This window comes from Natronorubrum aibiense (assembly GCF_009392895.1).
Classification (GTDB): Archaea; Halobacteriota; Halobacteria; order Halobacteriales; family Natrialbaceae; genus Natronorubrum; species Natronorubrum aibiense.
In genome coordinates this window covers 1,292,530-1,317,019 of sequence record NZ_CP045488.1, presented here as the reverse complement: position 1 = coordinate 1,317,019, position 24,490 = coordinate 1,292,530, and the positions used below count along the sequence as shown (strand labels likewise).

General features: G+C 63.9%; 22 protein-coding genes and 2 pseudogenes. 12 read left to right on the top strand and 12 right to left on the bottom strand.

Features of this window, described 5'->3' with window-relative positions:
* Positions 1-10: 10 nt before the first annotated feature.
* A complete protein-coding gene (locus GCU68_RS06490; RefSeq protein ID WP_152940013.1) occupies positions 11-226 on the bottom strand; it encodes a YgaP family membrane protein in 216 nt (71 codons plus the stop codon).
* Between the two features lie 157 nt (positions 227-383).
* On the opposite strand from GCU68_RS06490, the gene GCU68_RS06485 reads away from it, so the two are divergent.
* The 3 genes from GCU68_RS06485 (at position 384) to GCU68_RS06475 (ending at position 3,104) form a co-directional block, all read left to right on the top strand.
* A complete protein-coding gene (locus GCU68_RS06485) occupies positions 384-1,487 on the top strand; it encodes a DUF7282 domain-containing protein (protein ID WP_152940011.1) in 1,104 nt (367 codons plus the stop codon).
* Positions 1,488-1,547: 60 nt separating this feature from the next.
* A complete protein-coding gene (locus tag GCU68_RS06480) occupies positions 1,548-2,552 on the top strand; it encodes an AAA family ATPase (protein WP_152940009.1) in 1,005 nt (334 codons plus the stop codon).
* A 108-nt stretch (positions 2,553-2,660) separates the two neighbouring features.
* Positions 2,661-3,104 carry an acyl-CoA thioesterase gene (locus GCU68_RS06475; protein ID WP_152940007.1) on the top strand — a complete coding sequence of 148 codons (444 nt, stop codon included), beginning with the start codon at positions 2,661-2,663 and terminating at the stop codon, positions 3,102-3,104.
* An 8-nt stretch (positions 3,105-3,112) separates the two neighbouring features.
* Here GCU68_RS06475 and GCU68_RS06470 read toward each other — a convergent pair whose 3' ends face one another.
* Positions 3,113-4,513, bottom strand: a complete 1,401-nt coding sequence (locus GCU68_RS06470; protein ID WP_152940005.1) for a hemolysin family protein — start codon at positions 4,511-4,513, stop codon at positions 3,113-3,115.
* Between the two features lie 102 nt (positions 4,514-4,615).
* On the opposite strand from GCU68_RS06470, the gene GCU68_RS06465 reads away from it, so the two are divergent.
* The 3 genes from GCU68_RS06465 to GCU68_RS06455 all read left to right on the top strand — a co-directional run bounded on the left by GCU68_RS06465 (position 4,616) and on the right by GCU68_RS06455 (position 6,182).
* The gene (locus GCU68_RS06465) at positions 4,616-4,939 is read left to right on the top strand and encodes a glutaredoxin family protein (protein ID WP_152940003.1); all 324 of its coding nucleotides are present in this window, start codon (positions 4,616-4,618) and stop codon (positions 4,937-4,939) included.
* Complete coding sequence (locus GCU68_RS06460) at positions 4,939-5,445, top strand: redoxin domain-containing protein (protein WP_152940001.1); 507 nt, start codon at positions 4,939-4,941, stop codon at positions 5,443-5,445. The genes GCU68_RS06465 and GCU68_RS06460 overlap by 1 nt, the downstream gene beginning before the upstream one ends.
* Before the next feature lie 152 nt (positions 5,446-5,597).
* The gene (locus GCU68_RS06455; protein ID WP_152939999.1) at positions 5,598-6,182 is read left to right on the top strand and encodes an L-threonylcarbamoyladenylate synthase; all 585 of its coding nucleotides are present in this window, start codon (positions 5,598-5,600) and stop codon (positions 6,180-6,182) included.
* Here GCU68_RS06455 and GCU68_RS06450 read toward each other — a convergent pair.
* From GCU68_RS06450 to GCU68_RS06440, 3 genes and pseudogenes are all read right to left on the bottom strand, one after another.
* Positions 6,179-6,541 (bottom strand): hypothetical protein, encoded by a 363-nt coding sequence (locus tag GCU68_RS06450; RefSeq protein WP_152939997.1) that lies wholly within the window; start codon positions 6,539-6,541, stop codon positions 6,179-6,181. The genes GCU68_RS06455 and GCU68_RS06450 overlap by 4 nt on opposite strands.
* A 124-nt stretch (positions 6,542-6,665) precedes the next feature.
* Positions 6,666-7,344 (bottom strand): annotated as a pseudogene (locus tag GCU68_RS06445) (CRISPR-associated protein Cas4).
* 72 nt (positions 7,345-7,416) lie between these two features.
* A complete protein-coding gene (locus GCU68_RS06440) occupies positions 7,417-8,013 on the bottom strand; it encodes a conditioned medium-induced protein 4 (protein ID WP_152939995.1) in 597 nt (198 codons plus the stop codon).
* Positions 8,014-8,195: 182 nt separating this feature from the next.
* Between GCU68_RS06440 and GCU68_RS06435 the strand changes: the two genes are divergently transcribed.
* Positions 8,196-10,394: a heterodisulfide reductase-related iron-sulfur binding cluster gene (locus GCU68_RS06435; RefSeq protein ID WP_152939993.1), complete on the top strand. Its 2,199-nt coding sequence runs from the start codon at positions 8,196-8,198 to the stop codon at positions 10,392-10,394.
* Between the two features lie 170 nt (positions 10,395-10,564).
* Here the strand turns inward: GCU68_RS06435 and GCU68_RS06430 are convergent, their stop codons facing one another.
* On the bottom strand, positions 10,565-11,299 hold the full coding sequence (locus GCU68_RS06430; protein ID WP_152939991.1) for a type 1 glutamine amidotransferase: 735 nt from the start codon (positions 11,297-11,299) through the stop codon (positions 10,565-10,567).
* A 118-nt stretch (positions 11,300-11,417) separates the two neighbouring features.
* Positions 11,418-12,656 carry an AMP-binding protein gene (locus tag GCU68_RS06425; protein WP_152939989.1) on the bottom strand — a complete coding sequence of 413 codons (1,239 nt, stop codon included), beginning with the start codon at positions 12,654-12,656 and terminating at the stop codon, positions 11,418-11,420.
* 113 nt (positions 12,657-12,769) lie between these two features.
* Here GCU68_RS06425 and GCU68_RS06420 point away from each other — a divergent pair, with 113 nt between their 5' ends.
* Positions 12,770-13,927, top strand: a complete 1,158-nt coding sequence (locus tag GCU68_RS06420; RefSeq protein ID WP_152939987.1) for an MFS transporter — start codon at positions 12,770-12,772, stop codon at positions 13,925-13,927.
* 13 nt (positions 13,928-13,940) lie between these two features.
* Here GCU68_RS06420 and GCU68_RS06415 read toward each other — a convergent pair whose 3' ends face one another.
* The gene (locus GCU68_RS06415) at positions 13,941-14,714 is read right to left on the bottom strand and encodes an alpha/beta fold hydrolase (RefSeq protein ID WP_152939985.1); all 774 of its coding nucleotides are present in this window, start codon (positions 14,712-14,714) and stop codon (positions 13,941-13,943) included.
* Positions 14,715-14,780: 66 nt separating this feature from the next.
* Positions 14,781-17,558, bottom strand: coding sequence for an alanine--tRNA ligase (alaS, locus tag GCU68_RS06410; protein ID WP_152939983.1), 2,778 nt, complete (start codon positions 17,556-17,558; stop codon positions 14,781-14,783).
* A 220-nt stretch (positions 17,559-17,778) separates the two neighbouring features.
* On the opposite strand from alaS, the gene GCU68_RS06405 reads away from it, so the two are divergent.
* Positions 17,779-19,215 carry an ATP-binding protein gene (locus tag GCU68_RS06405; protein ID WP_152939981.1) on the top strand — a complete coding sequence of 479 codons (1,437 nt, stop codon included), beginning with the start codon at positions 17,779-17,781 and terminating at the stop codon, positions 19,213-19,215.
* Positions 19,216-19,222: 7 nt separating this feature from the next.
* Here GCU68_RS06405 and GCU68_RS06400 read toward each other — a convergent pair whose 3' ends face one another.
* On the bottom strand, positions 19,223-20,212 hold the full coding sequence (locus GCU68_RS06400; RefSeq protein WP_152939979.1) for a replication factor C small subunit: 990 nt from the start codon (positions 20,210-20,212) through the stop codon (positions 19,223-19,225).
* Between the two features lie 186 nt (positions 20,213-20,398).
* Here GCU68_RS06400 and GCU68_RS06395 point away from each other — a divergent pair, with 186 nt between their 5' ends.
* Both GCU68_RS06395 and samp2 read left to right on the top strand, forming a co-directional pair.
* Complete coding sequence (locus tag GCU68_RS06395) at positions 20,399-21,487, top strand: bactofilin family protein (protein WP_152939977.1); 1,089 nt, start codon at positions 20,399-20,401, stop codon at positions 21,485-21,487.
* Between the two features lie 43 nt (positions 21,488-21,530).
* Complete coding sequence (gene samp2, locus GCU68_RS06390; protein WP_152939975.1) at positions 21,531-21,764, top strand: ubiquitin-like small modifier protein SAMP2; 234 nt, start codon at positions 21,531-21,533, stop codon at positions 21,762-21,764.
* A gap of 31 nt (positions 21,765-21,795) precedes the next feature.
* Here the strand turns inward: samp2 and GCU68_RS06385 are convergent, their stop codons facing one another.
* Entirely contained in the window at positions 21,796-22,176 is a 381-nt protein-coding gene (locus GCU68_RS06385; protein ID WP_152939973.1) for a Rid family detoxifying hydrolase, read from the bottom strand.
* A gap of 218 nt (positions 22,177-22,394) precedes the next feature.
* Between GCU68_RS06385 and glyA the strand changes: the two genes are divergently transcribed.
* Positions 22,395-23,639 carry a serine hydroxymethyltransferase gene (glyA, locus tag GCU68_RS06380; RefSeq protein ID WP_152939972.1) on the top strand — a complete coding sequence of 415 codons (1,245 nt, stop codon included), beginning with the start codon at positions 22,395-22,397 and terminating at the stop codon, positions 23,637-23,639.
* A 59-nt stretch (positions 23,640-23,698) separates the two neighbouring features.
* Here the strand turns inward: glyA and GCU68_RS06375 are convergent.
* A pseudogene (locus GCU68_RS06375) lies at positions 23,699-24,410 on the bottom strand (RNA-guided endonuclease TnpB family protein); the annotation flags it as partial.
* Between the last annotated feature and the right edge of the window lie 80 nt (positions 24,411-24,490).

Below are 24,490 nucleotides of genomic sequence, written 5' to 3'. Positions count from 1 at the left end.
TCCTCCGCGTTCACGCGGAGGAGGATGTCAATCCCAGCGCGGAGTAGAGCCCACACGTACTGGTGGTAGCCGTCACGAGCAATACGAGCGAGAGGACGCCCAAGACGGGTGAAAGGACCATCGGCAGCGAGATGACTCCGCCAAGGATCGCCAGTGACACGAGCCCGAGGACCGCACCGAGGGCGAACCGTGCAAGCCGATCCGCGTTGCCGACGTTCTGGTTCATATGTGACTAGGCGCTATCACGACCAAAGAACGTTGTGGTGCCATCGACGAACGCACTCGAGTCCGGGCCGCGGACTGCGTCGCATCGGTCCGGTTCCTGCGAACGGACAGCGCGTTTTACGTCCCTCGAGTGCTTAGACGAGGACGATCCCACCCCAATGAGTTCGAGAGTGACCTTCGGAACGATCAAACAAGTCGGCGCGATCGTGATTGCGATCGCGGTCGTGCTCGCCGCGGGGATCGTCGTCGGCCAAGCCCCCGCCATTTTTGGTGTCGACGAGGATCCGTCGGCATCGATCACGTTCGAAGATCAGCAAGGTGACGGCGAGTCGGTCGTCATCGACGAGGTCACGCTCTCGGACGGCGGCTTCGTCGTCATCACCAGCAGCGGTGACGAACCGCTCGTCGTCTCCGACTACCTCGAGTCGGGAACACACGAGGATGTCACGATCGAGCGCGGCGAGGCCGAGCTCGCCGGCCGTCTCACCGCGACGGTCCATCGGGACACCACCAACGACGAGACGTACACATACGAGGACAGCAACGGCGAAGAAGATCAGCCCTACCTCGAGAATGGGTTCCCAGTCCAGGACACTGCAGCAGTGACGACGTCCGAAGACGGCGATGCGCTCTCGGACTCGTTCCGCGTCGAGAGTCTCGATGCGCCCGACTCAGCGACTACGAACGAAACGATCAATGTCACCGCCGAGATCTCCAACCCGACCGAACTCGAGACCCAACAGACCGTCACGTTCCGCATCGACGGGACCGCCCTCGAGCAACAGACGCTAACCCTCGGAGGCGGCGAGACCCGGGAGGTGACCTTCGAAATCGATACGACCGGAACGCCGCCTGGCGAACAGACTCTCGGTGTCTACACCGACGGTGACGGCGCCCTCCAGCCAATCGAGCTCGAGTTCCACACCGACCCCTCCGTCGAGGCCGTCGATGCGAGCGACGAGAACGTCACGGTCGATGTTGCGACGCCAGAAGACGGGTTCGTCGCGATCGAAGACGGCGATGGTGCTGTGATTGCAACGAGCGACGGACTCGACGCCGGCGAGCACGAGGACGTCAGCGTCCCGTTCGACGATGACGTCTCAGTCGACGACAACCAGGAACTCACCGCAGTCGTCTACGAGGGCGAGCCGGACGATCTCGAGAACGCGACAGTCCTCGAGTTCGAGGGCGCACCCGTCGAGACGACGTTTACGATTGCAGACCTCACTGACGAGGACGATGGCGGCGACAACAGCGAGTAAGTGACCGGGGACAACGACTAACCGACCGATTCTTACCCGACCCGGCCCTACCGACTGCCGATGGACGCGCCGCTGTGGACCGACACCTACGCCCCCGAGCTGGCCGAGTTGCCACAGGACGACGCTCGTGAGTACTTAGAGCGAGCCGTCGACGAGCCGATTAACCTCCTCCTGCAGGGCCCACCCGGCAGCGGGAAGACGGCGGCGGCGCGCGCGCTCGCTCGCGAGGCCCACGCAGATCCGGACAACGATCTGATCGAGATCAACGTCGCCGACTTCTTCGGGCGCACGAAAACGGAGATCAAGAACGACCCCCGATTCGCCCAGTTCCTCGTCGGCCGCTCGTCGATGAGCAAGCGGGACATGATCAACCACGTCTTGAAAGAGTCCGCGAGTTACGCCTCCGTCTCCGGCGAGTACAAGACGATCTTACTCGACAACGCCGAAGACGTCCGTGAAGACTTCCAGCAAGCGTTGCGCCGGATCATGGAGCAACACCACCGGACGACGCAGTTTATCATCGCCACTCGGCAGCCAACCAAGCTCATCCCCCCGATCCGGTCGCGGTGTTTCCCTGTCTCCCTACGTGCCCCCTCGAGTCCCGAGATCGTCACCGTCCTCGAGCGGATCGTCGAGGCCGAAGGCGTCGAGTACGAAGCTGACGGCCTCGAGTTCGTCGCGGGCTACGCGGGCGGCAACATCCGACAGGCCATTCTGGCGGCTCAGACGACCGTCGAAACCGAAGGCGAACTGACGATGCAGGCGGCCTACGAGACGATCGGCAACGTGGGCCTCGAAGACGAGATCGAGGCGATGGTCGACGATGCCGAGGCCGGCGAGTTTACGGACGCCCGCAAGGCTCTGGACGACCTGCTCGTGGACGAAGGCTTAGACGGCGAGGAAGTCGTCGAATCGATCCTCGAGGTGGCACGCAAGCGCTATCAGGGCGAGAAATTGGCTCACATGCACCGACTCGCGGCGGATATCGAGTTCGAGATGCACGAGGGCTCGAGCGACCGGATTCACGTCTCGCATCTGCTCGCCGAACTGGGTCGAACCGCCTGAGACAGCCGGGCGGTGCCGACTCGCTCGAGCAAACCGTACCTGCACTCGGGTCCGTGTCGTGGCCGTTGAGCAGGTGTTTTCTTCACCCCGTCCTGCGAACGGACAGCTATGCCAACTGTCCTGGACACACATATCCAGAACCGATTTCGCGTCCAGCCGAACCACGCAAACAACAACAACACGCTCCACGGCGGCAACCTCATGAAATGGCTCGACGAAGTCGGCGCGATGTCGGCGATGCGCTTTGCCGGCGAAACCTGCGTGACAGCCCGCGTGAACGAACTCGATTTCGAGCGCCCAATCAAGATCGGTGATACGGCCCTGGTCGAAGCGTTCGTCTACGACGCGGGCCGGACGAGCGTCCACGTCGGCCTCCGAGCGTGGCGTGAAGAACCCAGAACGGGCAAGACGGAACGGACAACAGAATCGTCGTTTACGTTCGTCGCGATCGACGACGAGGGCTCCGCGGTTCCCGTCCCGGAACTCACCGTCGAGTCCGAGCGAGGACGAGAACTGCAAGCACGAATGCTCGAGGCCGAGGACGGATTATAAAAGCGCGGTCAGTCTCGAGCCACTGACTCCTCGTCGATTTCGACGTCCTCGTCGTCGGCTTCGGGCTCGGGTGGCTCCTCGAGTTTTCGCAGTCGAGCTTTCATGATTCGGGTGTTCTCGACGGTTTCGACGGTGATGCGGACACCGTCGTAGGTGATCTCTTCGCCTTCCTCGACGAGTCGGCCCGCGCGGTTGAAGATGAACCCGGCGATGGTCTCGAACTCCTCGCCTTCAGGCAGATCGATCTCGAGAGCTTCGTTGACGTCCTCGATGTTGACCTCGCCGCGAACGATGACGGTCCGCTCGTCGAGTTGTTCGACCGGTTCTTCCTCACCGGTTTTCAAGATCTCGCCGACGATCTCCTCGATCATGTCTTCGACGGTCACCAGCCCCTCGGTCGTGCCGAACTCGTCGATGACGATCGCCATATGCATCCGGTTTTCGCGCATCTCGGTCAGCAGTTCGTCGACGTTTTTCGACTCGGGGACGTGCAGTGTCGGCTGGATGAGGTCCTCGAGTTGGAGGTTTTCGGCCTCGGTTTCGCCGTAGTTGAGATCGCGCACGAGATCGCGGATGTGGACGACCCCCTGAACGTTGTCGAGGCTGCCCTCGTAGACCGGCACGCGGGCGTGGCCGCTCTGAATACAGGTCTCGATCGCTTCGTCGATGCCGGCGTCTTTCGGGACCGCGGTCATATCCAGCCGCGGCGTCATGACCTCTTTGACGATCGTATTGTTAAAGCGAAAGATCCGCGTGAGCATCTCGTGTTCTTCCTCCTCCAAGACGCCCTCGCGTTCGCCGGATTCGATCATCTCCTGAATCTCGTCGCGTGTGACGTAGGGCGACTCGATCGCCCCCGTCGATCCGATGAGTCTGTTGACCTGTCGAGTGAGGTAGTCAAAGAGGATGATGAGCGGAAAGAGCAGGTACTCCGTCGCCTTCAGCGGTTTCGAGATGCGAAGCGACCACGACTCGGTGTTCTCGACCGCGTAGGACTTGGGGACGCTTTCGCCAAAGAGCAAGACGAGTGCCGTGATCCCGAACGTCGCCAGCAAGACGCCGACCAGTCCGCCGAAGTAAAGCGACAGGATCGCCGTCGCGATCGAAGACATTGCGATGTTGACGATGTTGTTCCCGACAAGAATCGTCACGAGCAGGCGGTGTGGATCGCCTTTGAGGGATTTCACCAACTCCGCCCCGTTGACGCCGTCCTCGACCATCCCCTCGAGGCGGTGTTTCGGGAGATTGAACATCGCGATTTCGGACGACGAGAAGAACGCAGAGAGTCCGATAAGAATGCCAACCGCCACCACACCGAGGACCGTCACCGTCGACTGGTCGAACTCGAGACCCACGACGGGGACCTCGTAGGCGGCGAGCACGATTTCCCAAGGGAGAGAGAACGCCATTGATGTAGATGCTTACGTCCGGATCGGTTAACCGTTTACCATTTTTCCGTCTCGCTTGCTGCCGACGACACGCTTACCCGCCCGTTTCCCAAACGAATGGGTATGAACGCCGCCGCTAGCACAGACCCCGATGCGCCGATCACGTTCTACCGACTGCAGGCGTGTCCGTTCTGTGAACGTGTCACCAGATTGCTCGAGGAGTACGACCTCGAGTACACCTCTCGGTTCGTCGAACCGCTGCACTCGCGTCGAGACGTCGTCAAGCGCGTTGCCGGCGTCCGAACCGTTCCCGTCATCGTCGACGAGACCACTGGCGTGACGATGGCAGAGAGTGCAAACATCGCCGAGTACCTCGAGTCGACCTACGGCGAGGGGGCAGACACCGAAGCGGCGCAGGCCGTCGCGAACGACGGAGGTGCGGAGTAATGCCCGAATTCGACGTCGTCGACCTTGGCCCTGCGAACCACCCGACAGCTGGAGACGACGCACCCGAGTTCACGCGGCCGCTGGTCACCGACGAGTTCTGGCAGGACCGGGCACTCTCCGACCTCGTCGCCGAAGGGCGGACGATCCTCGTATTCACGCCGATGATCGGCTCGTTCGTCGGCAAGTACGTCTGGGACGAACTCATCGAGCGCGGGTGGGCCGACCGCAAAGAGCAGGTCGTCGGCGTGACGGCCTCGACACCGTACGAAATCTCGCGGTTCATCGACGAGAACGAGGTCCCGTTTCCGTTCTTTGCTGATCCGGCCAACGGGGTCGCCGACGACTACGGTATCGCCCACGAACTCGACGGTATGACCGGGATCAGCGAACCCCGCGTCGCGTTTTTCGCGCTCGACGACGGCACCGTCGACGCCGCGTGGGTCGCGACCGAGTGGCCCGAATTCCCCGACTACGACGCGCTCGAGGACCGACTCGGCCTCGAGTGAGTTGTATCAGCGGCGACGCCGAACCCGCCACAGCCAGTCGGGCAGCCACACCGACGATCAGGAGGGCGGACACGACGCAAAATACGCCCGTTTCCGGGGAGTGTCCGCCGTGACGGTACGCTTTTGTCGATGACCGGACGATAGCTAGCTAAATGAGCGATCTCGAGCGCGCAGCAGCCGCGATCAGGGAGGGAGAACTCGTCGTCTACCCGACGGAGACTGTCTATGGACTCGGTGCAGATGCGCTCGATCCCGACGCAGTCGCCGCCGTCTTCGACGCGAAAGGCCGGGATCGATCGAAGCCGATCTCGCTTGCGGTGCCGTCGGTCCCATCGGCGCTCCAGTACGTCCGGGCGACCGACCGCGAGCGCCAGTTTATGGCCCGGTTCCTGCCCGGTCCCGTGACAGTGCTGTGTCGTCGCCGAGAGGCCGTGCCGGACGAACTCACTGCCGGTCGCGACCAAGTCGGCGTCCGGGTGCCGGACCACGACCTCGCGCTCGCGCTCTGTGAACGCGCCGGCACTCCGATCACCGCGACGAGCGCGAACGTCAGCGGGCAGGGAAGCGTTCGAACGCCCGGGGAACTCGATCCAGAAATCCGCGAGGCCGCCAGCGTGATCCTCGAGACGGGCGAAACCCAGGGCACCGAAAGTACCGTCGTCGATCTCTCGGCGGGGACGATCCACCGCCGTGGAGCGATGGCCGACGAGATCGACACGTGGCTCGAGACGAACTAGTCGGCTGGCTGGTCGTGGTCGCCGGCGGGTCGTGACTCGGCTCGAGCCCCGGTGGAACGGAACTGCCGACTCTGCTGGAACAGATCGTGGAGAAAGCGGACGATGTTTTTCGGCCCGGTCTGTGCCCCGGGTGCCCGATAGAACGCGATCAGTGACCACATCGTCGCGACGCCGATCGAACCGAGCGCCGAGAACGTCATCCCCAGCGTCGCGTACGTAAACCCGTAGATGGTTCCGATCGTCATCGACGGCACGCTCGAGCCGAGTGGCACTCGAGCAGACGGATCTCGCACCGTCGGTGCGAGAAAGGTGATCGAGAGGACGCTTCCAGCGAGGAAGACGAAGTCTTGCCACATCATCAGTAGATGTCAGTACTCGGTTTCGAGTAAAAGTCTCTCGGTATCGGCCGGTTGCGAGTGCAGAATCGTTCGAAAAAGCGACTTTCAAGGGCAGATAGACGAGTTTGAGATCGTACACGACACCTTATTTGAGGCCCAATAACGACCGCAACGTCCGCGTCCGAACCCCACATTCCGTCGCGAAGTCGCAGGCGTCACACTTCGAGCGGTTGCTGATCCGCGCCGGCGGCCCGTCGAGTTCGCGGACCGTCCGAAGCGCCCGACGGTACCGTGCCTTCCGTCGTGTCGTCAGTTCGACTGATCGAATCACGCCGTAGGCGGGGTACTCGAGCCAGACGCGGTCGACTGGCTCCTGATGTTCCCACGCGAGTGCCTTCGCCGCCGCGACGGCGTGGACCGACTGGGGCTCCCAGACGCCGTGTTCAGGCAGCTTCCCGGCCGAGATCAGGACCGGCTCGAGGGGGTCCTCGAGGATCTTATCCACGATTCCCCGACAGCGACCAGTCGCGAGGACATCGTGCTCGATCGGGTTACGAGGCGTTTCCAGTGGCCGCCGTCTGTGAGTCGATCGCGAGTCGCTCGAGGTGCTCCCGATACCGAACGGCGACGATGGCGATCGGTTCGGACTCGAGTGTCGCCACAGGGGCTGCGAGCAACGCCTCGTAGCGCGTCGCGAGGTCACGGATCGCCTCGACTTCCGGTGGTGGCTCGCGATCAGCGTCGCTGGTCCGCTGATAGTAGCACTTCCGCGGGCAGTACGCGGCCGTCCGCAGATCGCTGAACGGGACGGGGGATCGAGACACGGGGCGTCTGGCCGCCCGATCGAATAAAAAGTCTCGTACGGAACCGGTCGCGATGGGAGCGATCGGTCGTCGCTAGAAGTCGACTTCCGTCTCCATCCCTTCGGTCGCGTCCTCGAGGCCGTCCTCGCGAACGTCGGTCGCCATTCGCCCCGAGATTTCGGCGTCCGCGAGGATGCTGTCGAACTCGTCGCGGTAGCGGTCGTTCGCCGCTCGCGACTCGTCTTCGGCCGCGGCGACGCGTCGGTAGCGTCGGATCTCGGCCTCACCGACGTCGTACTCCGCAGCGAGCGTAGCATCGTCTTCCTCGCGGTCGCGGATCGCCGCGAGGTCGACTTCGTCGGCGTCCGACTCGTCGACGAGATGCAACGCCATCCGCGCCTCGAACACGTCGGCGGCGTCGACGTCGGCATCGAGGTCGTCGGCGATGTCCGCGTCGGAATCACCGTCGTAGAACGCTTTCGCGACTGCGACGAGGTCGTCGTCGGACAGCGACGTCTCGAACTCGTAGCGGTCGCGCATCTGGCCGATCACGTTCTCGAGGCGCTCCGTGGTCGTTCGTTCGTCGCGCTCGAGCGAGCCACGGGTGTTCTCCTGTGATTCGGTCACGGTTTCCTCGCCGTCGGTGACGTCGGTGAAGAGATCTCGAAGTTCCTCGGTTTTTTCGTTCATGGGTGGACACTCCCGACGGGCGGCTATTTAAGGCTGTTGCCAGATAGCGTGGGGATGCACGGAGTACTTATCAACAACGATTATAAACTCGAAATAGCAGGAAAATTTCCGCAAGAGGGCGTAGCGATCGGCAGCCAGACGGTGTGACAAGAACTAAGTCGTGTCCCTCCGGGTCATTGTACATGAACGTCATAGCACAGACGGAGGTGGGGAGGGAGACCTACCTGGGGATCGGAAGCATCGGCTATGCGATGTTCTATCTCCTCGTTGCGATCACCCTCGCAGTCTTCGCCTACGGCGTGTACCGACGATTCAGTCGGTACGCCGAGGGTGACGACGATCCGTTCGCTCGAGTCAATGAGTTACCGGCTCGCATCGTCAGTGCAGCCAAGATTGTCCTCTCGAACGAGAAGCAGTTCAACAGGGATCTCTACGGCGGCCTGATGCACTCGTTTATTCTGTGGGGCTTTCTGACGCTGCTGATCGCGACGACGATCATCGCCGTCGAACAGTACGGGACGGAGCTGTTTTTCGGCTTCGTCTTCTGGGAGGGCGACTTCTATCTCGCCTACCAGTTCATGGTCGACGCGATGGGGCTGTTGTTCGTCGTCGGCATCGGCATGGCGCTCTATCGGCGCTACTGGGTTCGCAACCACCGCCTCTGGGGCCGTCATACCTCGACCGAAGACGACATCTTCATCTGGACGCTCTTCGGCCTCGGCGTCGGTGGCTTCCTCCTCGAGGGGTTCCGTATCTACATTACGGGGATGCCGGCCCACGAAGTGGTCAGCTTCGTCGGCTACGGACTCGCACTGCTCTTTAGCGCAGTCGGATTGCCGACGACCGAAGCCGCACTGAGTGCGAACTACGTTGCGGCGGAGAATCTCGCGTGGAACGCCGAGACGCTCCATTGGCTGACGTGGTGGTCGCACTCGCTGCTCGCGCTGTTCTTTATCGGGTGGATTCCCTACGCCAAGCCGTTTCACATGCTCTCCTCGTTTGCGAACGTCGTCGTTCGCGACGAGAAGGCCGGTCGCCGGCTCCCGAACGTTCCCGCCGACCTCGATGCGACCAACGCCGAATCCATCGACGACTTCACCTGGAAAGAACTCCTCGATCAGGACGCCTGTACCAAGTGTGGTCGCTGTTCGTCGGTCTGTCCCGCGAAGGCCTCCGACCGGCCGCTCGACCCCCGAAACGTCATCCTCGACCTGAAAAAATACCGTGAGGAACTCGATGCCGGTGGCGAGGAGAAACCGATCATCGCCGACGGCGGCACGAGCGTCATCAACACCGAGACGATGGAGTCCTGTATGGCCTGTATGGCCTGCATGGACGCCTGTCCGGTCGAAATCGAACACCTCCAGTCGTTCACCCGCCTCAACCGCCAGATGACCGACCAGGGCGACATCTCGAGTTCGATGCAGGACGTCTTCCAGAACGTCATGCAAAACGGCAACACGTTCGGGGACTCGCCCCGCAACCGGGGCGACTGGACCGACGACCTCGAGTTCGACGTGGCCGACGCCCGCGAAGAGAAGGTCGACTACCTCTGGTACGTTGGCGACTTCCCGAGCTACGACGAGCGTAACAAGCAGGTCGCCCGCTCGCTGGCGACCATTCTGCAGGAAGCGGACGTCAGCTTCGGGATCCTCTTCGACGACGAGAAGTACGACGGCAACGACATCCGCCGCGTCGGCGAGGAGTTCCTCTACGTCGAACTCGCCGGCCACCACGTCGAAACGTGGGAGGACTGTGAGTTCGACAAAATCGTCTGTACGGACCCCCACTCCTACAACACGTTCAAAAACGAGTATCCGGAGGTCGACTTCGAGGAGTTCGCCGACGACCCGATGATGCCCTTTGACTACGAGGAGTTCTGGAACGACGACGGCGAGATCGAGGTCTACCACTGGACGCAAGCAGTCGAAGAACTCGTTTCCGAAGGCAACCTCGAACTCACCGGCACCGAACTCGACTACACCGTCACCTACCACGATCCGTGCCATCTCGGCCGGTACAACGACGAGTACGAGGCTCCGCGCGAACTCATCAAAGCGACGGGCTGTACGCTCGACGAGATGCCGCGTAACCGCGCCAACGCCTTCTGCTGTGGCGGCGGTGGCGGTGGCCTCTGGATGGATTTCGAAGAAGAGCCCAAACCGAGCGAGGAACGCATCCGCGAAGCGCTCGAGGACACCGATGCCGGCCCTGAGATCGACAAGTTCGTCGTCGCCTGCCCGATGTGCATGACGATGTACGAGGACGGCCGCAAAACGGGCGGCTACGAGGACGAGATCGAAATCGTCGACGTCGCCGAACTCATCGTCGAAGCGATCGGCAAGGCCGAGGAAGCGAACGTCGAAGTCGCAGCCGACTAACGCGGTCTGAACCGGTTTTCACCGCTGCTGTCGCTCGTTTTGTCGACGCGTTTCGAGTCCGACGAGCGCGAGCGCCTCGAGTGCGACGTCGAAGGCGAGAGTCAACCAAGTCCGCCTGCGGACAGCAGTCGCCGCAGGCTGGTGTTCTCAGAACGGCAGAAAGACACCCGTTAGTCGGAGGACTGAGCGGATGGTGACCCGGCGTCCGACTCGGCGACCGCCTCGGTTCCGTTCACGTCGCGAACGAACTCGAGGAAGTTCTCGAAGACGAGTTTCGCCTCGCAAGCCTGCTGGTAGTTGTCGCGGGTGATCTCGGCGAGGACGGAGTCGCGGCGCTCGTCGGAGAGTTCTTTGCGGTGGACGAGTTCGCGGGCCGTCTTCGGGTCGTACTCGGGGTGGAACTGGACGCCGAAGACCCGGTCCTTGCGGAAGCCGTGGTTGGAATACTGATTCGTGGCGAGCGGTTCCGCGCCGGGGGGAAGCCGTGAGACTTCGTCGGAGTGGCTCGTGAAGGCTGTGAACGACTCCTCGATGCCATCGAACAGCCGCGACTCGCCGAAATGTTCGATCTCGCTGTAGCCAACCTCGTAGGCACCCATGTCCTCGACGGTGCCGCCGAGGACGTCCGCGAGCAGTTGATGGCCCCAACAGACACCGAGGAAGGGAATATCGCGGTCGATTGCATCACTGACCCATGCCTTCGTGGCGCGAATCCAGTCTTCATCCCAGTACACCGAGGACCGAGAGCCCGTGACGACGGCCCCGTCGTACTCGAAGCCGTGTGGCACCTCGCCCTCGGTCGCGTCGAACTCCGCGAGCGAGGCGTCGAGTTCGCGCCGGAAATTTCGCGTCGTGTTCTGGTCCTGATGGGCCGCGTTCAGGACGGCAAGCCGGAGCTGACTCATTGTACTGTATTGGCTACTCCGGATGAATAGGCTTTCCGCCCCGCGCAGCCGTCGCCCCGATCGCGGACGAGTCGGTGAACCGATCCTCGAGGCATCCGGCCTCGAGACGGCGGCCAACTCATTGCGGATAGTAGCGTCCGTCGCCGTCGCGTCGGAACCGCTCGCCAGTGTGGAACCAATCGTCGTCGAACCGCCTGCGGCTGTCGGTTCCCGTCTCATTCGAGCGCTGACTGGTCGTGGGCTCGTCCCACTCGTCGTCAGCAGTACCGGCAGTATTTACGTAGCCGTCGGCGACGACCAGCCCCGACAGCTCGAGTCGTCCTGTAGCGTCGCCCTCGAGGACGGTGCCGTCGTCGACCAGCCGTGCGCGGCAGTCGAGAACCGGTCGGCCGACGCTCGCAGAGTCGGCAACCGTCGAAAACGACTGACTGAGCGCGGTCGGACACTCGAGCCAGCCGCGGGCGCGGGCGAGCGAAATCGAGCAGTCGTGGTATCGGTCGCGAGCATCGGCTGAAAGCGATCCCTCGACGACGACTCGCTCGAGCGATCCGGCGGCGTCATCGAACCGCGACTCGGCTGCGAGGTCAGTGAGCGACGACGTGCGGCCCGCGAGGAACGTCGCCCGCTCCGCCTCGATGGCGGTCAGCGTGTCGCCGGGGTCAAACGCCCGGTCGAGCAGGAGCGTGCCGCCGACGTACAACAGCGCCAGCGCGACGCGAACGAACCCGTCTGGGGTCGACAGCGGCCCCACGAGCGGGACGACGTCGTCGCCTGATAGCCCCCACGTGACGGCCGTCGAGATGCAGTTCCACTCGAGCGTTCGTGCCGAGTAGCCGACGACCGGGTGGCCGCCGTCACCGTGGAGGAGCAACTGCGGAGTATCGGATTCGGCCCGAGTGGTCCGGTCGTGGCCGTCACTGCCGCTCGATTCGCGGTCAGCAGCCTCGAGTTCCGAGAGCGTCACCGAACGGTCGAACGGAATCGACCGGACGAGGTCGCGCTGGGCCGCCTCGAAGACGACGAGATCAGGGTCGATACAGTCGAATGGACGCGTGACGGTCGCCGGCGTCAGCCAGTGGGAGATCGGCGCGAACGTCACGCCGAGGCGACGACAGGCAACGAAGAGTGCGAGTGAGGCGACCCGGTTTCGCGTCACGAGACAGAGGGTGTCACCGGCCTCGAGGCCAAGCGCCGAGAGCTGGCGGCCAGTATGCGTCGCAAGCGCCGACAGCTCATCGTAGGTGACGCGGTCCTCGTAAATCGTCTCCGCAGGCGCGTACAGCCGCTCCTCGGAGACGTCGATGACCGCCGTCCGATCGGGAAAGTGCTCGGCCCGACGAGCCAGCGAGAGAGTCACGTGAGTTGCTCCTATCCCGGATTACGTAATCGGTCGGGTGTCATTCGCAAGTATCAGTCGTGGAACCGGTCCGATTTCGGAACGCTTGAGATCCCCTATCGGGTAGAAGGGGCGTGGCCCGCGCTCGACTCCTCGCATCCCTCTGTGGACTCGTCTTCCTCATCAATCTGGCCAGAATCATCTTTGCGCCGCTTTTGAACGTCTTCATCGGCGAGTTCGCGATCGGCGAGGGGACGGCCGGCCTCATCGTGACACTCGCGTGGATCGGCAGCGCCTCGCTGCGGCTCCCAACCGGCTGGGTGCTCACGAAAGTTCCACGCCATCAGGTCGTGCTCGGTTCCGGCGTCATCCTCGCAGGGTCGTCCGCGTTCGCCGCGACCGCGGCAACCGTCCCACACCTCATGGCGGGAGCCTTTCTTATGGGAATCGCTTCTGGGGTCTACTTCGTCTCGGCGAACCCGCTGCTGAGCGAACTGTACCCCTCCCGCGTCGGGCGCGTCATGGGAATCCACGGGGCAGCCAACCAGATCGCCGCAGTGATCGCCGCCCCGTTCGTCGTGCTCACGCTGCTCGTCGACTGGCGGCTCTCGCTGTGGGCGATCGCCGCCGGTGCGGCGGTGGTGACGGCCTACACGTGGCTCGCCGCGCGGGGAACCGAAATGCCGGCAGCGGGGGCGGACGACCGTGACTTCGTCGCCGGCGCGCTGTCGGAGTGGCGGCTCATCGTAACCGCACTGGCACTCGTCGGCGCGGCGTCGTTCGTCTGGCAGGGGCTGTTCAATTTCTACGAAATCTACATGCAGACGAAAGGGCTCTCGGATCGGGCCGCGGGAACGATGCTCACGATCGTGTTCGCCGCCGGCGTCCCCGCGTTCTACTTCGGCGGCGACCTGGCAGATCGGCTCCCACACGTCCCGTACTTGCTCGGTATCGTCGGGACGTTCTCCGCGAGCATGTTCGCGTTGACGATGGTCGACGGGCTGCTTCCGTTACTCGTCCTTACCAGCGTCATCGGATTCGTCATCCACACCCTGTTTCCCGCGACGGATACGTATCTGCTCGACACGCTCCCGGACTCGACACGAGGCAGCGCCTACGCCGTCTTTAGCTCGAGTTGGATGCTCATGCAGGCACTCGGCTCGTGGGTCGTCGGACTCCTCATCGAGTCCGGACTGACGTACGATGCAGTGTTCGGCGGCGCTGCTGCCCTCCTTGGCGCGTCGGTCGTCGTCCTCGTCGTCCTCGAGCGAACGAACCGGCTCCCGAGTTGACCCAGTCGAGCGACTACTCGTTGTCCGCGAGCCAGCCGACGAGTCGGTCGTTGACTGTCCGCGAGCGCTCGATAAAGCAGAGATGGCCCGCGCCCTCGAGTTCGGTGTACTCCCCGCGGGGCAAGCCACGCGCGAGCGCCTGCCCAGCCGAAGGGGCGACCAGTTCGTCCTCGCTGCCGTGAATCACCCGCGTCGGCTGGGTTACCTCGACCAGCCAGTCTCTGGCGTCAAAGTCCTCCAGCGCGGCGGCCTGTGCCTCCCAGCCCGCTCGCTCTGCGTCGCCATCGATACGCCAGTCGACAATGCCGTCGAGCACGTCGGGCTGGCTCGCGACGAAGTCGTCAGAGAACCCGGCCGCAAGCGACTCTCGAAGCGCCTCACGGTCGTCCAGCGGTGCAAACAGTGGCTCGAGGGCGTAGGCGTCGCCGCTTGCGGCGGTGCCAAAGAGCGTCAGCGTCTCGACGCGACTCGAGTCTCGAGCGGCACGGAGCGCGATCGCCCCGCCGAGGCCACAGCCGACGAGGTGCGCCTTTCGAATATTGCAGTCGGCGAGGACCGCCTCGAGGTCGGCGACGAGCGTCTCGAGAGTGTAGGGCCCGGGCGGGGCGTCGGAGCGGCCCGTGCCGCGCAGATCCCAGACGACGACCTCGGCGGGGCCGGCGAGGGCCGCGTGTTGCCAGCCCCACGACCAGCCGCCGAGGCCGGCATCGGAGACAAAGACGACGGGGTCGCCGTCGCCCTCACGATCGTAGTACAACGAGACGGAGCCGTTGGTAGCGGTGGGCATAGCTCCGACGACGGTCCGGAGAAAAACGGTGGTTTCGGTTCTCGAAAGACAGCGACTCGAGGTCGATCAGGCGTCCTGAACCTGCCGCAACACGTCGGGTGCGTCCTCGAGCGCATCGTCGAGGTCGTCGACGTTCGGGCCGCCACCCTGAGCGAAGTCTGGTGGGCCGCCGCCGCCGCCGCCGACGCGGCCGGCGAGTTCGCCGACGACCTCACCGGCGTTGACGCCTGAATCGTCCGGCACGGCGACGACGAACTGGGCACCGCTCTCGCCGCTGCCGAGGACGGCGATCTTGCCCTCCTCGACGAGCGCGTTCGCGGTCGCGCGCAGCTCACCCATGTCGGCGTCGATCCGGTCGATAACGGCCGTCGTCTCGCCGACGTCGACTTCCTCGCCGCCGCCACCGCCGCCGGCGCGGGCCGCGGCGAGCTGTTCTTTCAAGTCCTCGATCTCCTTGCCTCGAGCCTTCCACTCCTCGAAGAAGCGTTCCGCCGTGTCCGGCACGTCCTCGGGGGCGACGTCGAGGACGTCCGCAGCGCCGTAGAGGGCATCTTCGGTGCGCTGGGTGGACTCGATCGCGGCGTCGCCGGCGGCGAAAGTGATTCGCTCGACGCCGTCCTGGACGCGTTCGGTGTTCAGCACTTTGATCGCGCCGATATCGCCGGTGCGGGCGACGTGGGTCCCACCGCAGGCCTGGACGTCCTCGTCGACGTGGATCAGCCGGATCTGTTCGCCCGGCGGGATCCCGCCCTGATAGAGGTCGAAGCCGTGTTCGGCCTCGGCGTCGTGGCGGTCGGGCCACTCCTGGGTGACAGCCGTGTTGTCCATCACGATGTTGTTGGCGAGCGACTCGATCTGTTTGACGTCTTCGCGGCTGATGCGGGCGTAGTGGCGCATGTCAATCCGGGAGGCGTCGACGCCTTTCTGGGCACCAGCCTGTCGGATATGCTCGCCGAGCACCTGTCGGGCCGCGTGGATGACGATGTGCGTCGCTGTATGGTGGCGCATGAGTTGTCGCCGGCGGGTGCCGTCGACCTGCCCGTTGACGAACTCACCTTTGCCAGGGCTCTCGTCGGTTCGGTGGAGGATGACGCCGTCTTCGATCTGAACGTCTGTGACCTCGACGGTCGTATCGTCCGTCGAGAGTGTCCCTCGGTCCGCGGGCTGGCCACCGCCTTCGGGGTAGAACATCGTCTGGTCGAGGACGACGTCGTATCCCTCCTCACGCTCGAAGACGTCGAGGACGACGGCTTCGAACTGGGTGCGCTGTTGGTCGTCGTAGTACAGCTTCTCCGTTTCCGGAAGATCCACGAAGCGGGCGTCTTCGCTCTTGTCAGCCGCCTTGGCGGCCTCGGGGGTGTCGTGGCGCTTGGCGACGAGACTGTAGAAGTCGTCGGGGACGTCGACCTCGGCACCCGCTTCCGCGGCGATCTCCTCGACCATATCCGGCTGGAGGCCATGGGAGTCGTAGAGTTCGATCAGTTCCTCGACCGGGATCGGCTCACCCTTCTCGGCGTACTCCTCGGCCATCGTCTCGACCCGGCGACCGCCGCGTTCGAGCGTCTCGCGATACTTCTCGACTTCGGTGCGGACGATGTCGCGGATCGTGTCGCGGTTCTCGTACTCGAGGCGCTCGGCCTGCATGTCGACGAGTTCGTCAAGCGGCGCGTCGACGCCGACGGTGTCACAGAGGCGCTTGGTTCGGCGAAGCACCATCCGGGTAAGATAGCCCGTGCCGACGTTCGAGGGGACGATGCCGTCGCCGAGCATGTACGCGAGGGTCCGACAGTGGTCCGCGATCGCGTAGATGTCCTCGAGGGGCTCCATGAGTGCCTCGAGTTCGGCGGCGTCGACGTCGAGTTCGGCGGCAATCTCGCCGCGGGCGGTCTCCATGTCCTCGGCCTCGTCGATGTCCATGTGGCCCGCCAGCTTGGCGGCGCGGTGGACCAGCTGTTCTTCCTCGTCGGTGTGCTCGAGTCCCGCGTTGTCTTTGAGGAACTCGATCATGTCGGGGTAGACCGCCTCGTAGACCGTCGGCGTGCCCTGGGAGACCCAGGTCCAGCGCTCGAGGCCGTAGCCCGTGTCGACGATGTAGGTGTCCATCGGGCTGTAGCGGTTCCCGTCTTTCATCTCGTACTCGCCGTCGGGGTCTTGTTCCATCGACATGAAGACGAGCGTGGCGAGTTCGACGCCGCGGAAGATGACCTCCATCGCAGGGCCGGCGTTGCCGCCGCCGACCCACGGATCTTCGATGTAGATAATCTCGTCGAGATCGACGCCCAGCGACTCGAAGAAGCCGTCACAGAGTTCGACGGTCTTGTCCTTCCAGTAGACTTCGCCGTAGTAGGCGTACTCGTCTTCGTCGACGTCCTCGCGCGTGTTGAACGCGTGGTGGGCCATCATCTCGAAGGCCATCGTGTGGCGGCCCGTCTTGCCGACGTTGTCGATGTCCTGCATCCGAATGCAGGGCTGGCTGATCGTCAGCGGGTTCGCCGGGGGCGGCGTCTCCCCGCTGGTCACCAGCGGCTGGAAGTCGTAAATCGACGCCTGCGTCAGCAGGACGTCGTCACGCCAGCGGTTCGCCGCGACCGGGTACGGGTCGATCCGCTCGTGGTCGTGGTCCTCGAAGTACGAGAGAAACGCCTCGCGCATCTCCTCGAGGCTGTACTCGTCGTCGAAGCCGGCGTTGTCGATGAAGCCGTACTCCTCACACGGCGGCTCACCACAGGTTTCCCGGTCGTGATCTCGGGTCCAGAAGTGAGCGCCACAACTCGGACACTCCTTTCGCTCGAATCCTTCCTCCTCGAAGTACTCGAGGCGGTATTCGTCCGCCAGTTCGCTCATTACAGGTGTGTTCGCGAGCCAGCGCCTAAAACAGTTCCGCAACGTTTATTTCGAAACGATAAGGGCCTCGAGGACGCAACGACGGCCGGCGACTCGAGACGCGAACCAAGCCGGACCACGTCGAGCTGACAGATAACAGTACTTGATACTATAGTACAGCTGTGCAGCGTATCTTTATTAAGGTAGAGTGTTCGTTCGGAAACGAACACTGATCACCGCCATGACCAACACCTCGCGGCTACAGACGGTGCTCTACCTCGCCGGGAGCGAGGCGGCGGCTCGCGAGGGAGCCGCGGCCCTCGAGGCCGTCCCGTCGGGCCGGGAACGAACGGTCTATCCGCTGTCGACGGCGTCGGCCGGGGCACCGAGTACGTGGGTGGTCGACGTCGACTGCGTCGTCTTCGCCGAGACGCCGACGACCGTCTCGGGGGCCAGCCTGCTCGAGGTGAGCGAGGCGTGCGGAGAGACACCACTGGTGCTCTTTACCGACGCCTCGTACGCGCCGAGGGCAGCACACGCCACTGACGGGGTCGACGGCTACGTACGAAAGGGGACCGACGACGCCGTCTCGCATCTCGCAGACGAGATCGAGTGGGTCTGTCGGGATGCTGCCGATTCGGAACCCAGCGATGCGTTCCGGGCCGCCTTCGACGCCCTTCCCGAGCCGGCGCTGCGATACGAACGCACCGATGGCCGCTTGCTCGTGCGTGCAGTCTCCGACCGCTTCGTCGACATCTTCGAGATCGACCGCGCGGCGGTCGTCGACTGCCCCATCAACGGCGACGAGGGAGTCGCCCCACCCGGACTCGAGGGACGAACGGCCGTCCTGTCCGACGTGATCCAGTCAGCCAAAAGCCGACAGTTCGACAGTCGCCACGACACCGCAATTGGCGTCCGGACGTTCCAACTGACCATCGTCCCCTGTGCACCCGAGGCGACTGGCCAGCCACTACAGGGGCTTGTCATCTACCGCGACGTCACCGAAAACACACAGCAGGCACAGACACTGGCTGCCACCCAGTCGCGACTCGAGCGGGTCGCCGACGTCCTCGAGGACGATATCCGGACGTCGCTGACCGTCGCCGACAGCTATCTCGCGGCTGCCGAACGGACTGGAACCCGGGAGCAGTTCGCGGCGGTCAAGGAGGCACAGACGCGACTGCGAGCGCACGTCGACGACTTGGCCGCGATCGCCCGTCGAGACGAATGCGTCGGCGAACTCGAGCCCGTCGCCATACACGACGTCGCCCGGCAGGCGTGGGCCACTGTCGCAGCCGACGACGCCGAACTCGTCGCCCCCGAGGACACCGATCGACTCCTCGAGGCCGATAAACGACAGTTGCAAGCGCTGTTCGAACACCTTTTTCGGGTGATCCTCGAGTGCGACCAAGCCGACGACGAGCGAGCCGGTGACGCCGCTGTCGTCGTCCGCGGAACCGACGACGGGTTCGCCGTGGGTGGCTGTGACGCAGACAGTGTAGCACTCGAGAGCGCACCCACCAGTGCTCCCCGACTCGCGACCGACGGCACCGGGACCGACATCGAGCCGGTCGCACGCATCGTTGATGCGCATGGCTGGACGGTCAGCACAACCAACGACGAAACGCAGACGACAGTCGTGGTCTCCGGCGTCGAGGGCGCCGAAATCGGCTCGTAACTCGAGCCTACTCGTTTTCGAGTGCCAGCGACGCCAGCATCGCCTCGAGTTGCAGGCGCTCGTTTGCGCCTTCGGTGATCCGATAGTCGACCTCGCCGAGGCGCTCGAGCAGGCGAACCGTCGCCTGTTCAGGAATGTCGAACTCCCAAGCCGAGCGATGGAGTTGGTCGATGACGTCACCACCGGCGAGGCCGCGTTCCATCAGGAGGTCCTCTAGGGCGGCGCGGGCAGCGGTGAAGTCGCCGTCGATAGCGTGATCGACCATCGCCTCGACCTCCTCGGGACGGGCCGTCGAGGTGATCGCGAAGACGGTCTCCTCGTCGACGGTCTCGCCCATGACGGCGGCGGCCTGCAGGGCGTTGATCGCCTTCCGCATGTCGCCGTCGGCCGCATACACCAGCGCGTCGATCCCGTCGTCTGTCACCGTGATCCCTTCGATCTCAGCGATTTCGCGGATCTGGGCCTCGATTGCGTCCTCGGAGAGTTCGGTAAACCGGAAGACGGCACAGCGCGACTGGATCGGGTCGATGATCTGGCTCGAGTAGTTACACGAGAGGATAAAGCGCGTGTTGTTCGAGAACTGCTCCATCGTCCGGCGCAGCGCCGACTGGGCGTCGCTGGTCAGCGCGTCGGCCTCGTCGAGAAAGATGATGCGGTGGTCGTAGCCGCCAAACGAGGTGCGTGCGAAGTCCTTGATCCGGTCGCGGACGACATCGATCCCCCGCTGGTCCGATGCGTTGAGTTCGAGGAAGTTCTCGCGCCAGTCGTCGCCGTATATTTCGCGGGCTATAGCCTGTGAACTGGCAGTTTTCCCGACACCCGCCGGTCCTGCAAACATGAGGTGCGGCAGGTCGTCCTGCTCGATGTAGCGTTGCAGTCGCGGGACGATGTTCTCGTGGCCCTTGATCTCGTCGAGCCGTTTCGGCCGATACTTCTCGATCCAGACCTCGGTCTTGCCGGGTGTTGGCTCCGCCGCCTCGGCGTCGGCCTCGCTCATACCGCTCGAAAGGGGTGGCCGCAAGATAAAACGACCGAACACCGCCGTCGGCCTCAAGACAGTCCTCCGAACCCACCGTCGAAGCGAGCGGGCACAGCGAGACCATGACGATCACGGGAGTGAGACCGTCAGTATCGCCGAAACCACTGTCGTACGTTTTTATCGTCAGCCAGCCAATGTGAGTGTATGGACAGGAATCAGCGTCTGCGAACCGTCGTCGTCATTGCCGTGATCGCGCTCGTCCTCGCCGGGACGGTCCCGGCCACGGTCGCGGCCCAGTCGGACGCGCGAACGGGCGGGACGATCGTCGTCGACGAGGGCGAGACCGTCGACGAACTCGAGGCGTTCGGCGGAAGCATCGTCGTTCGCGGGACCGTCACCGGTGACGTCAGCGCCGCCGGGGGTGACGTAGTGATCGAAGACGGCGGCGAGGTCGGCGGCACCCTCGAGGTTGCGAGTGGGAGCGTGACCATCGCCGGGGTCGTCGACGGCGACGTCGACGTCGGTGCGGGAAGCCTCACGGTCGCCGAGAGCGGGACCATTGGCGGGGATCTCAGGGCCGGCGTGGGGAGCGCAACCATCGACGGCACGATCGAGGGCGATGCCGAAATCGGTGCCGAGACGATCCGGCTGGGCGAGGGCGCGTCGATCGCGGGTGACCTGCGATACGACGGCAATCTGGAGGGCAACACCGACGCGGTCGCAGGCACGATCGAGCAGGATTCCTCGCTCGGGATCAGCACCACACCGACGATCCCGACGTTCGCACCGTGGGTGTTTGCCGCCTACGCCTTCGCGGTGAACCTGCTGCTTGGTGCTGTGTTGCTCGCGCTGTTCCCGCGGTTTTCCGGCAACGTTGCGGCCCGCGTCTCGACGGGCCCGCTCCGTACCGGATTGGTCGGGCTGGGCGTCTTCGTGGGCGTTCCGATTCTTCTGATCGCCCTCTTGATCACGGTCATCGGCATTCCGCTGTCGGTGATCGGCGCGTTCGTGTTCGCCTTACTGCTGTGGATCGGCGCCGTCTACGGGTGGTTCGCCGTCGCCGCGGCACTGCTCTCGGCGGTCGGGATCGGAAACCGATGGCTCGCGCTCGTGGTCGGATTGGCCGTCGGAACCGCTCTCTCTCGAGCCCCGTTCGTCGGCGGGCTGATCACCCTGATCGTCCTGCTGTTGGGACTGGGCGCGATCGCTCGCGCGCTGTACGGCCACCGGCGGAGCGTCCGCGAGCGCGACCGTCGAGTCGGGGCCGGGTCCGACGGGCCAACCACGGACTGATCGCGAGCGACGTGCTCAAGACCGTCGCCTCGCAACTGCGCGTATGCACGTCACCGTCGACGTCAAGGGTGAGGCCACCTACGAACTCGAACTCGAGGCCGCATCGAACGCCGAGGGCGGCACCGAGACGCCGACCTACGCGGATCTGCTTCGCGAGGTCGAGTTGAGTCCACACGAGGTGAGCGTCCTCGTCGATGGGCGGCCGGTGCCCGAGGACCAACCGGTCGAGAGCGACCACGTGACGGTGTTGCGACTGATCAAGGGCGGCTCGCCGTAGGAAACGACGTCCCGTCTCCGACTCGCGGCCGCTACTCGAGTACCGCCACGGCCTCGATCTCGAGGGCAGCACCTTTCGGAACGCGACCGACCTCGACGGCGCTTCTCGCCGGCGGCGAGTCCTCGAAAAACTCGGCGTAGGCCTCGTTCATCGCCTCGAAGTCGTCGATATCGTCGAGAAAGACCGTGACTTTGAGCACGTCCTCAAGGTCTGCACCTTCCGACTCGAGGATCGCTGCGACGTTCTCGAGACACTGGCGGGTCTGGTCGGCGACCGGCACGTCCTCGAGCAGGTCGCCGTCGGGAGTGAACGGGAGCTGTCCGGCGGTGAACAGGAGGTCGCCAGTGGCAGTCGCCTGACTGTATGCGCCGACCGCCGCGGGCGCTTCGTCTGTGTTGATAACACGTTTCATGAGAGAGACAGTCACGACGAACGACCGTAAAACACGATCTGAGACAGTACGGACGCTTAAGTTGGCGGCGGCGCGGCTCTCGAACTCGAGGGACGGCGCGGCTCTCGAACTCGAGGGACGGCGCGGCTCTCGAGGGATGGCGAGCGATCCCAGTCGCTTTTCAACGGGTCGATTACCTGCGATCAAGATACTTGCGTGGATTCGTCCATGCCTTTGGTATGTCAGACCCACTCACAGAGGTCGATCCGGCGGTCGCCGACGCCGTCGAACGCGAACGCGAGCGTCAGGAGTCGACGCTGGGAATGATTGCCTCGGAGAATCACGTGTCCGAAGCCGTACTGGCCGCCCAGGGAACAGCGCTGACGAACAAGTACGCCGAAGGCTACCCCGGCGCGCGCTACTACGGCGGCTGCGAACACGTCGACGAGGTCGAGCGACGGGCGATCGAACGGGCGAAATCGCTGTGGGGAGCCGACCACGTCAACGTCCAGCCACACTCGGGCACGCAGGCGAACATGGGCGTCTACTTCGCCGCCTTAGAGCCGGGTGAGACGATCCTTTCGCTGGATCTGACCCATGGCGGCCACCTCAGTCACGGCCATCACGTCAACTTCTCCGGTCAGCTCTACGAGGTCGAACAGTACGAGGTCGATCCGGAAACGGGGTACATCGACTACGACGCCCTCGCCGAACAGGCCCGTGCGGTCGACCCGGCGATGATCGTCAGCGGCTCCTCGGCGTACCCCCGCGAGTTCGACTGGAAGCGTGTCGGCGAGATTGCAGATACGGTCGACGCCTACCATCTCGCCGATATCGCCCACATCACCGGCCTCGTCGCGGCGGGCGTCCACTCGAGTCCGGTCGAGCACGCCGACTTCGTCACCGGGAGCACGCACAAGACCGTCCGGGCCGGTCGGGGCGGGATCATCATGTGCGACGAGGCGTACGCCGACGACGTCGACAGCGCGGTTTTCCCCGGCAGTCAAGGCGGCCCGCTCATGCACAATATCGCCGGCAAGGCCGTCGGCTTCGGGGAGGCCTTAGAACCCGAATTCGAGGCGTACGCCGATCGAACCGTCGAAAACGCGGCCACCCTCGCGGACGTGTTCCGCGACCGCGGGCTGTCGCTGGTCTCCGACGGTACCGACAAACATCTCGTCCTCGTCGATCTCCGAGAGTCGCATCCGGAACTCACCGGCGACGACGCCGAAGCCGCGCTCTCGGACGTCGGCATCGTCGTCAACAAAAACACCGTTCCGGGCGAAACCCGGTCGCCGTTCGTCACCAGCGGCGTCCGGATCGGCACGCCCGCGCTGACGACCCGCGGGTTCGGCCCCGCGGAGATCGAGACGGTCGCCCACCACATCGTCGACGTGCTCGACGCGCCCGACGACGACGCGACGTTCGAGCGCGTCTCCGAGTCGGTCGACGACCTCTGTGACTTGTTCCCGGTGTACGAGTGACATCCTCTCCGGCGTGAACGCCGGAGCTTCCCGTACCATAGGTTGGGATATTTGCCGGTCTACGATATAACCTGTTCTCTCGTGGTGAACATCCCGCTCTCGCGGTCGAACAGGTATACCGAGGGCTGTGCCACACAGCCGTTACTCCTATCCTCACCGTGAGGACTCGGAGTTATATGCGGAACAGGCGCAGGAGGATGTCAACTTTTGCTGCATGTTCTCCGCCCCGTTGCAATCGGCGTTGGCCACCAGTTCACACGACGAGCAGACGTACAGGCCACGTTCAACACGATTCGGTTTCGTGTCGTCGCCACATGCCGAACACGTCTTCGAGGTGTCCCACTCGTTCTCCTTCAGTACCTCGACACCACGTATCTCGCCTTTATATTCGAGGTACTGGTAGATGCGGTCAAACGCCCACGAGTGTAACTTCTTGTTTCCTGTCTTGCCCCAGTCGGACTCTCGCACGTTTTCAGGCCAGCTCACCGCGAGCATTCCAACACCGCGCTCGACACATTCGGTGATGATGGCGTCCGTGAGGACGTGGAAGAAGTGTGTCTCACGATCAGCGAGTTTCCGACGTGCCCACACCGACATCTCTGACGGCCCATTCTCTCCCTCGGTGTCGTACTCGGTTCGAGTGAAGTAGTGCTTGTCCTGTTTGAGCGAGTTACCCGGGTAGAGGACATACTCGTCGGGAAACGCGACCGTAGCGATATTCGTAATGCCGAGGTCGATGCCTGCAACGCCGTCACCCGCCGAGTCATCTCGAGTCGTCTCGGTCCGAACCAACTGCTCGCTGCAGTCTGATCGACGAGCGCGATCGGTCGATGGCAGTACGGGTTACCCTC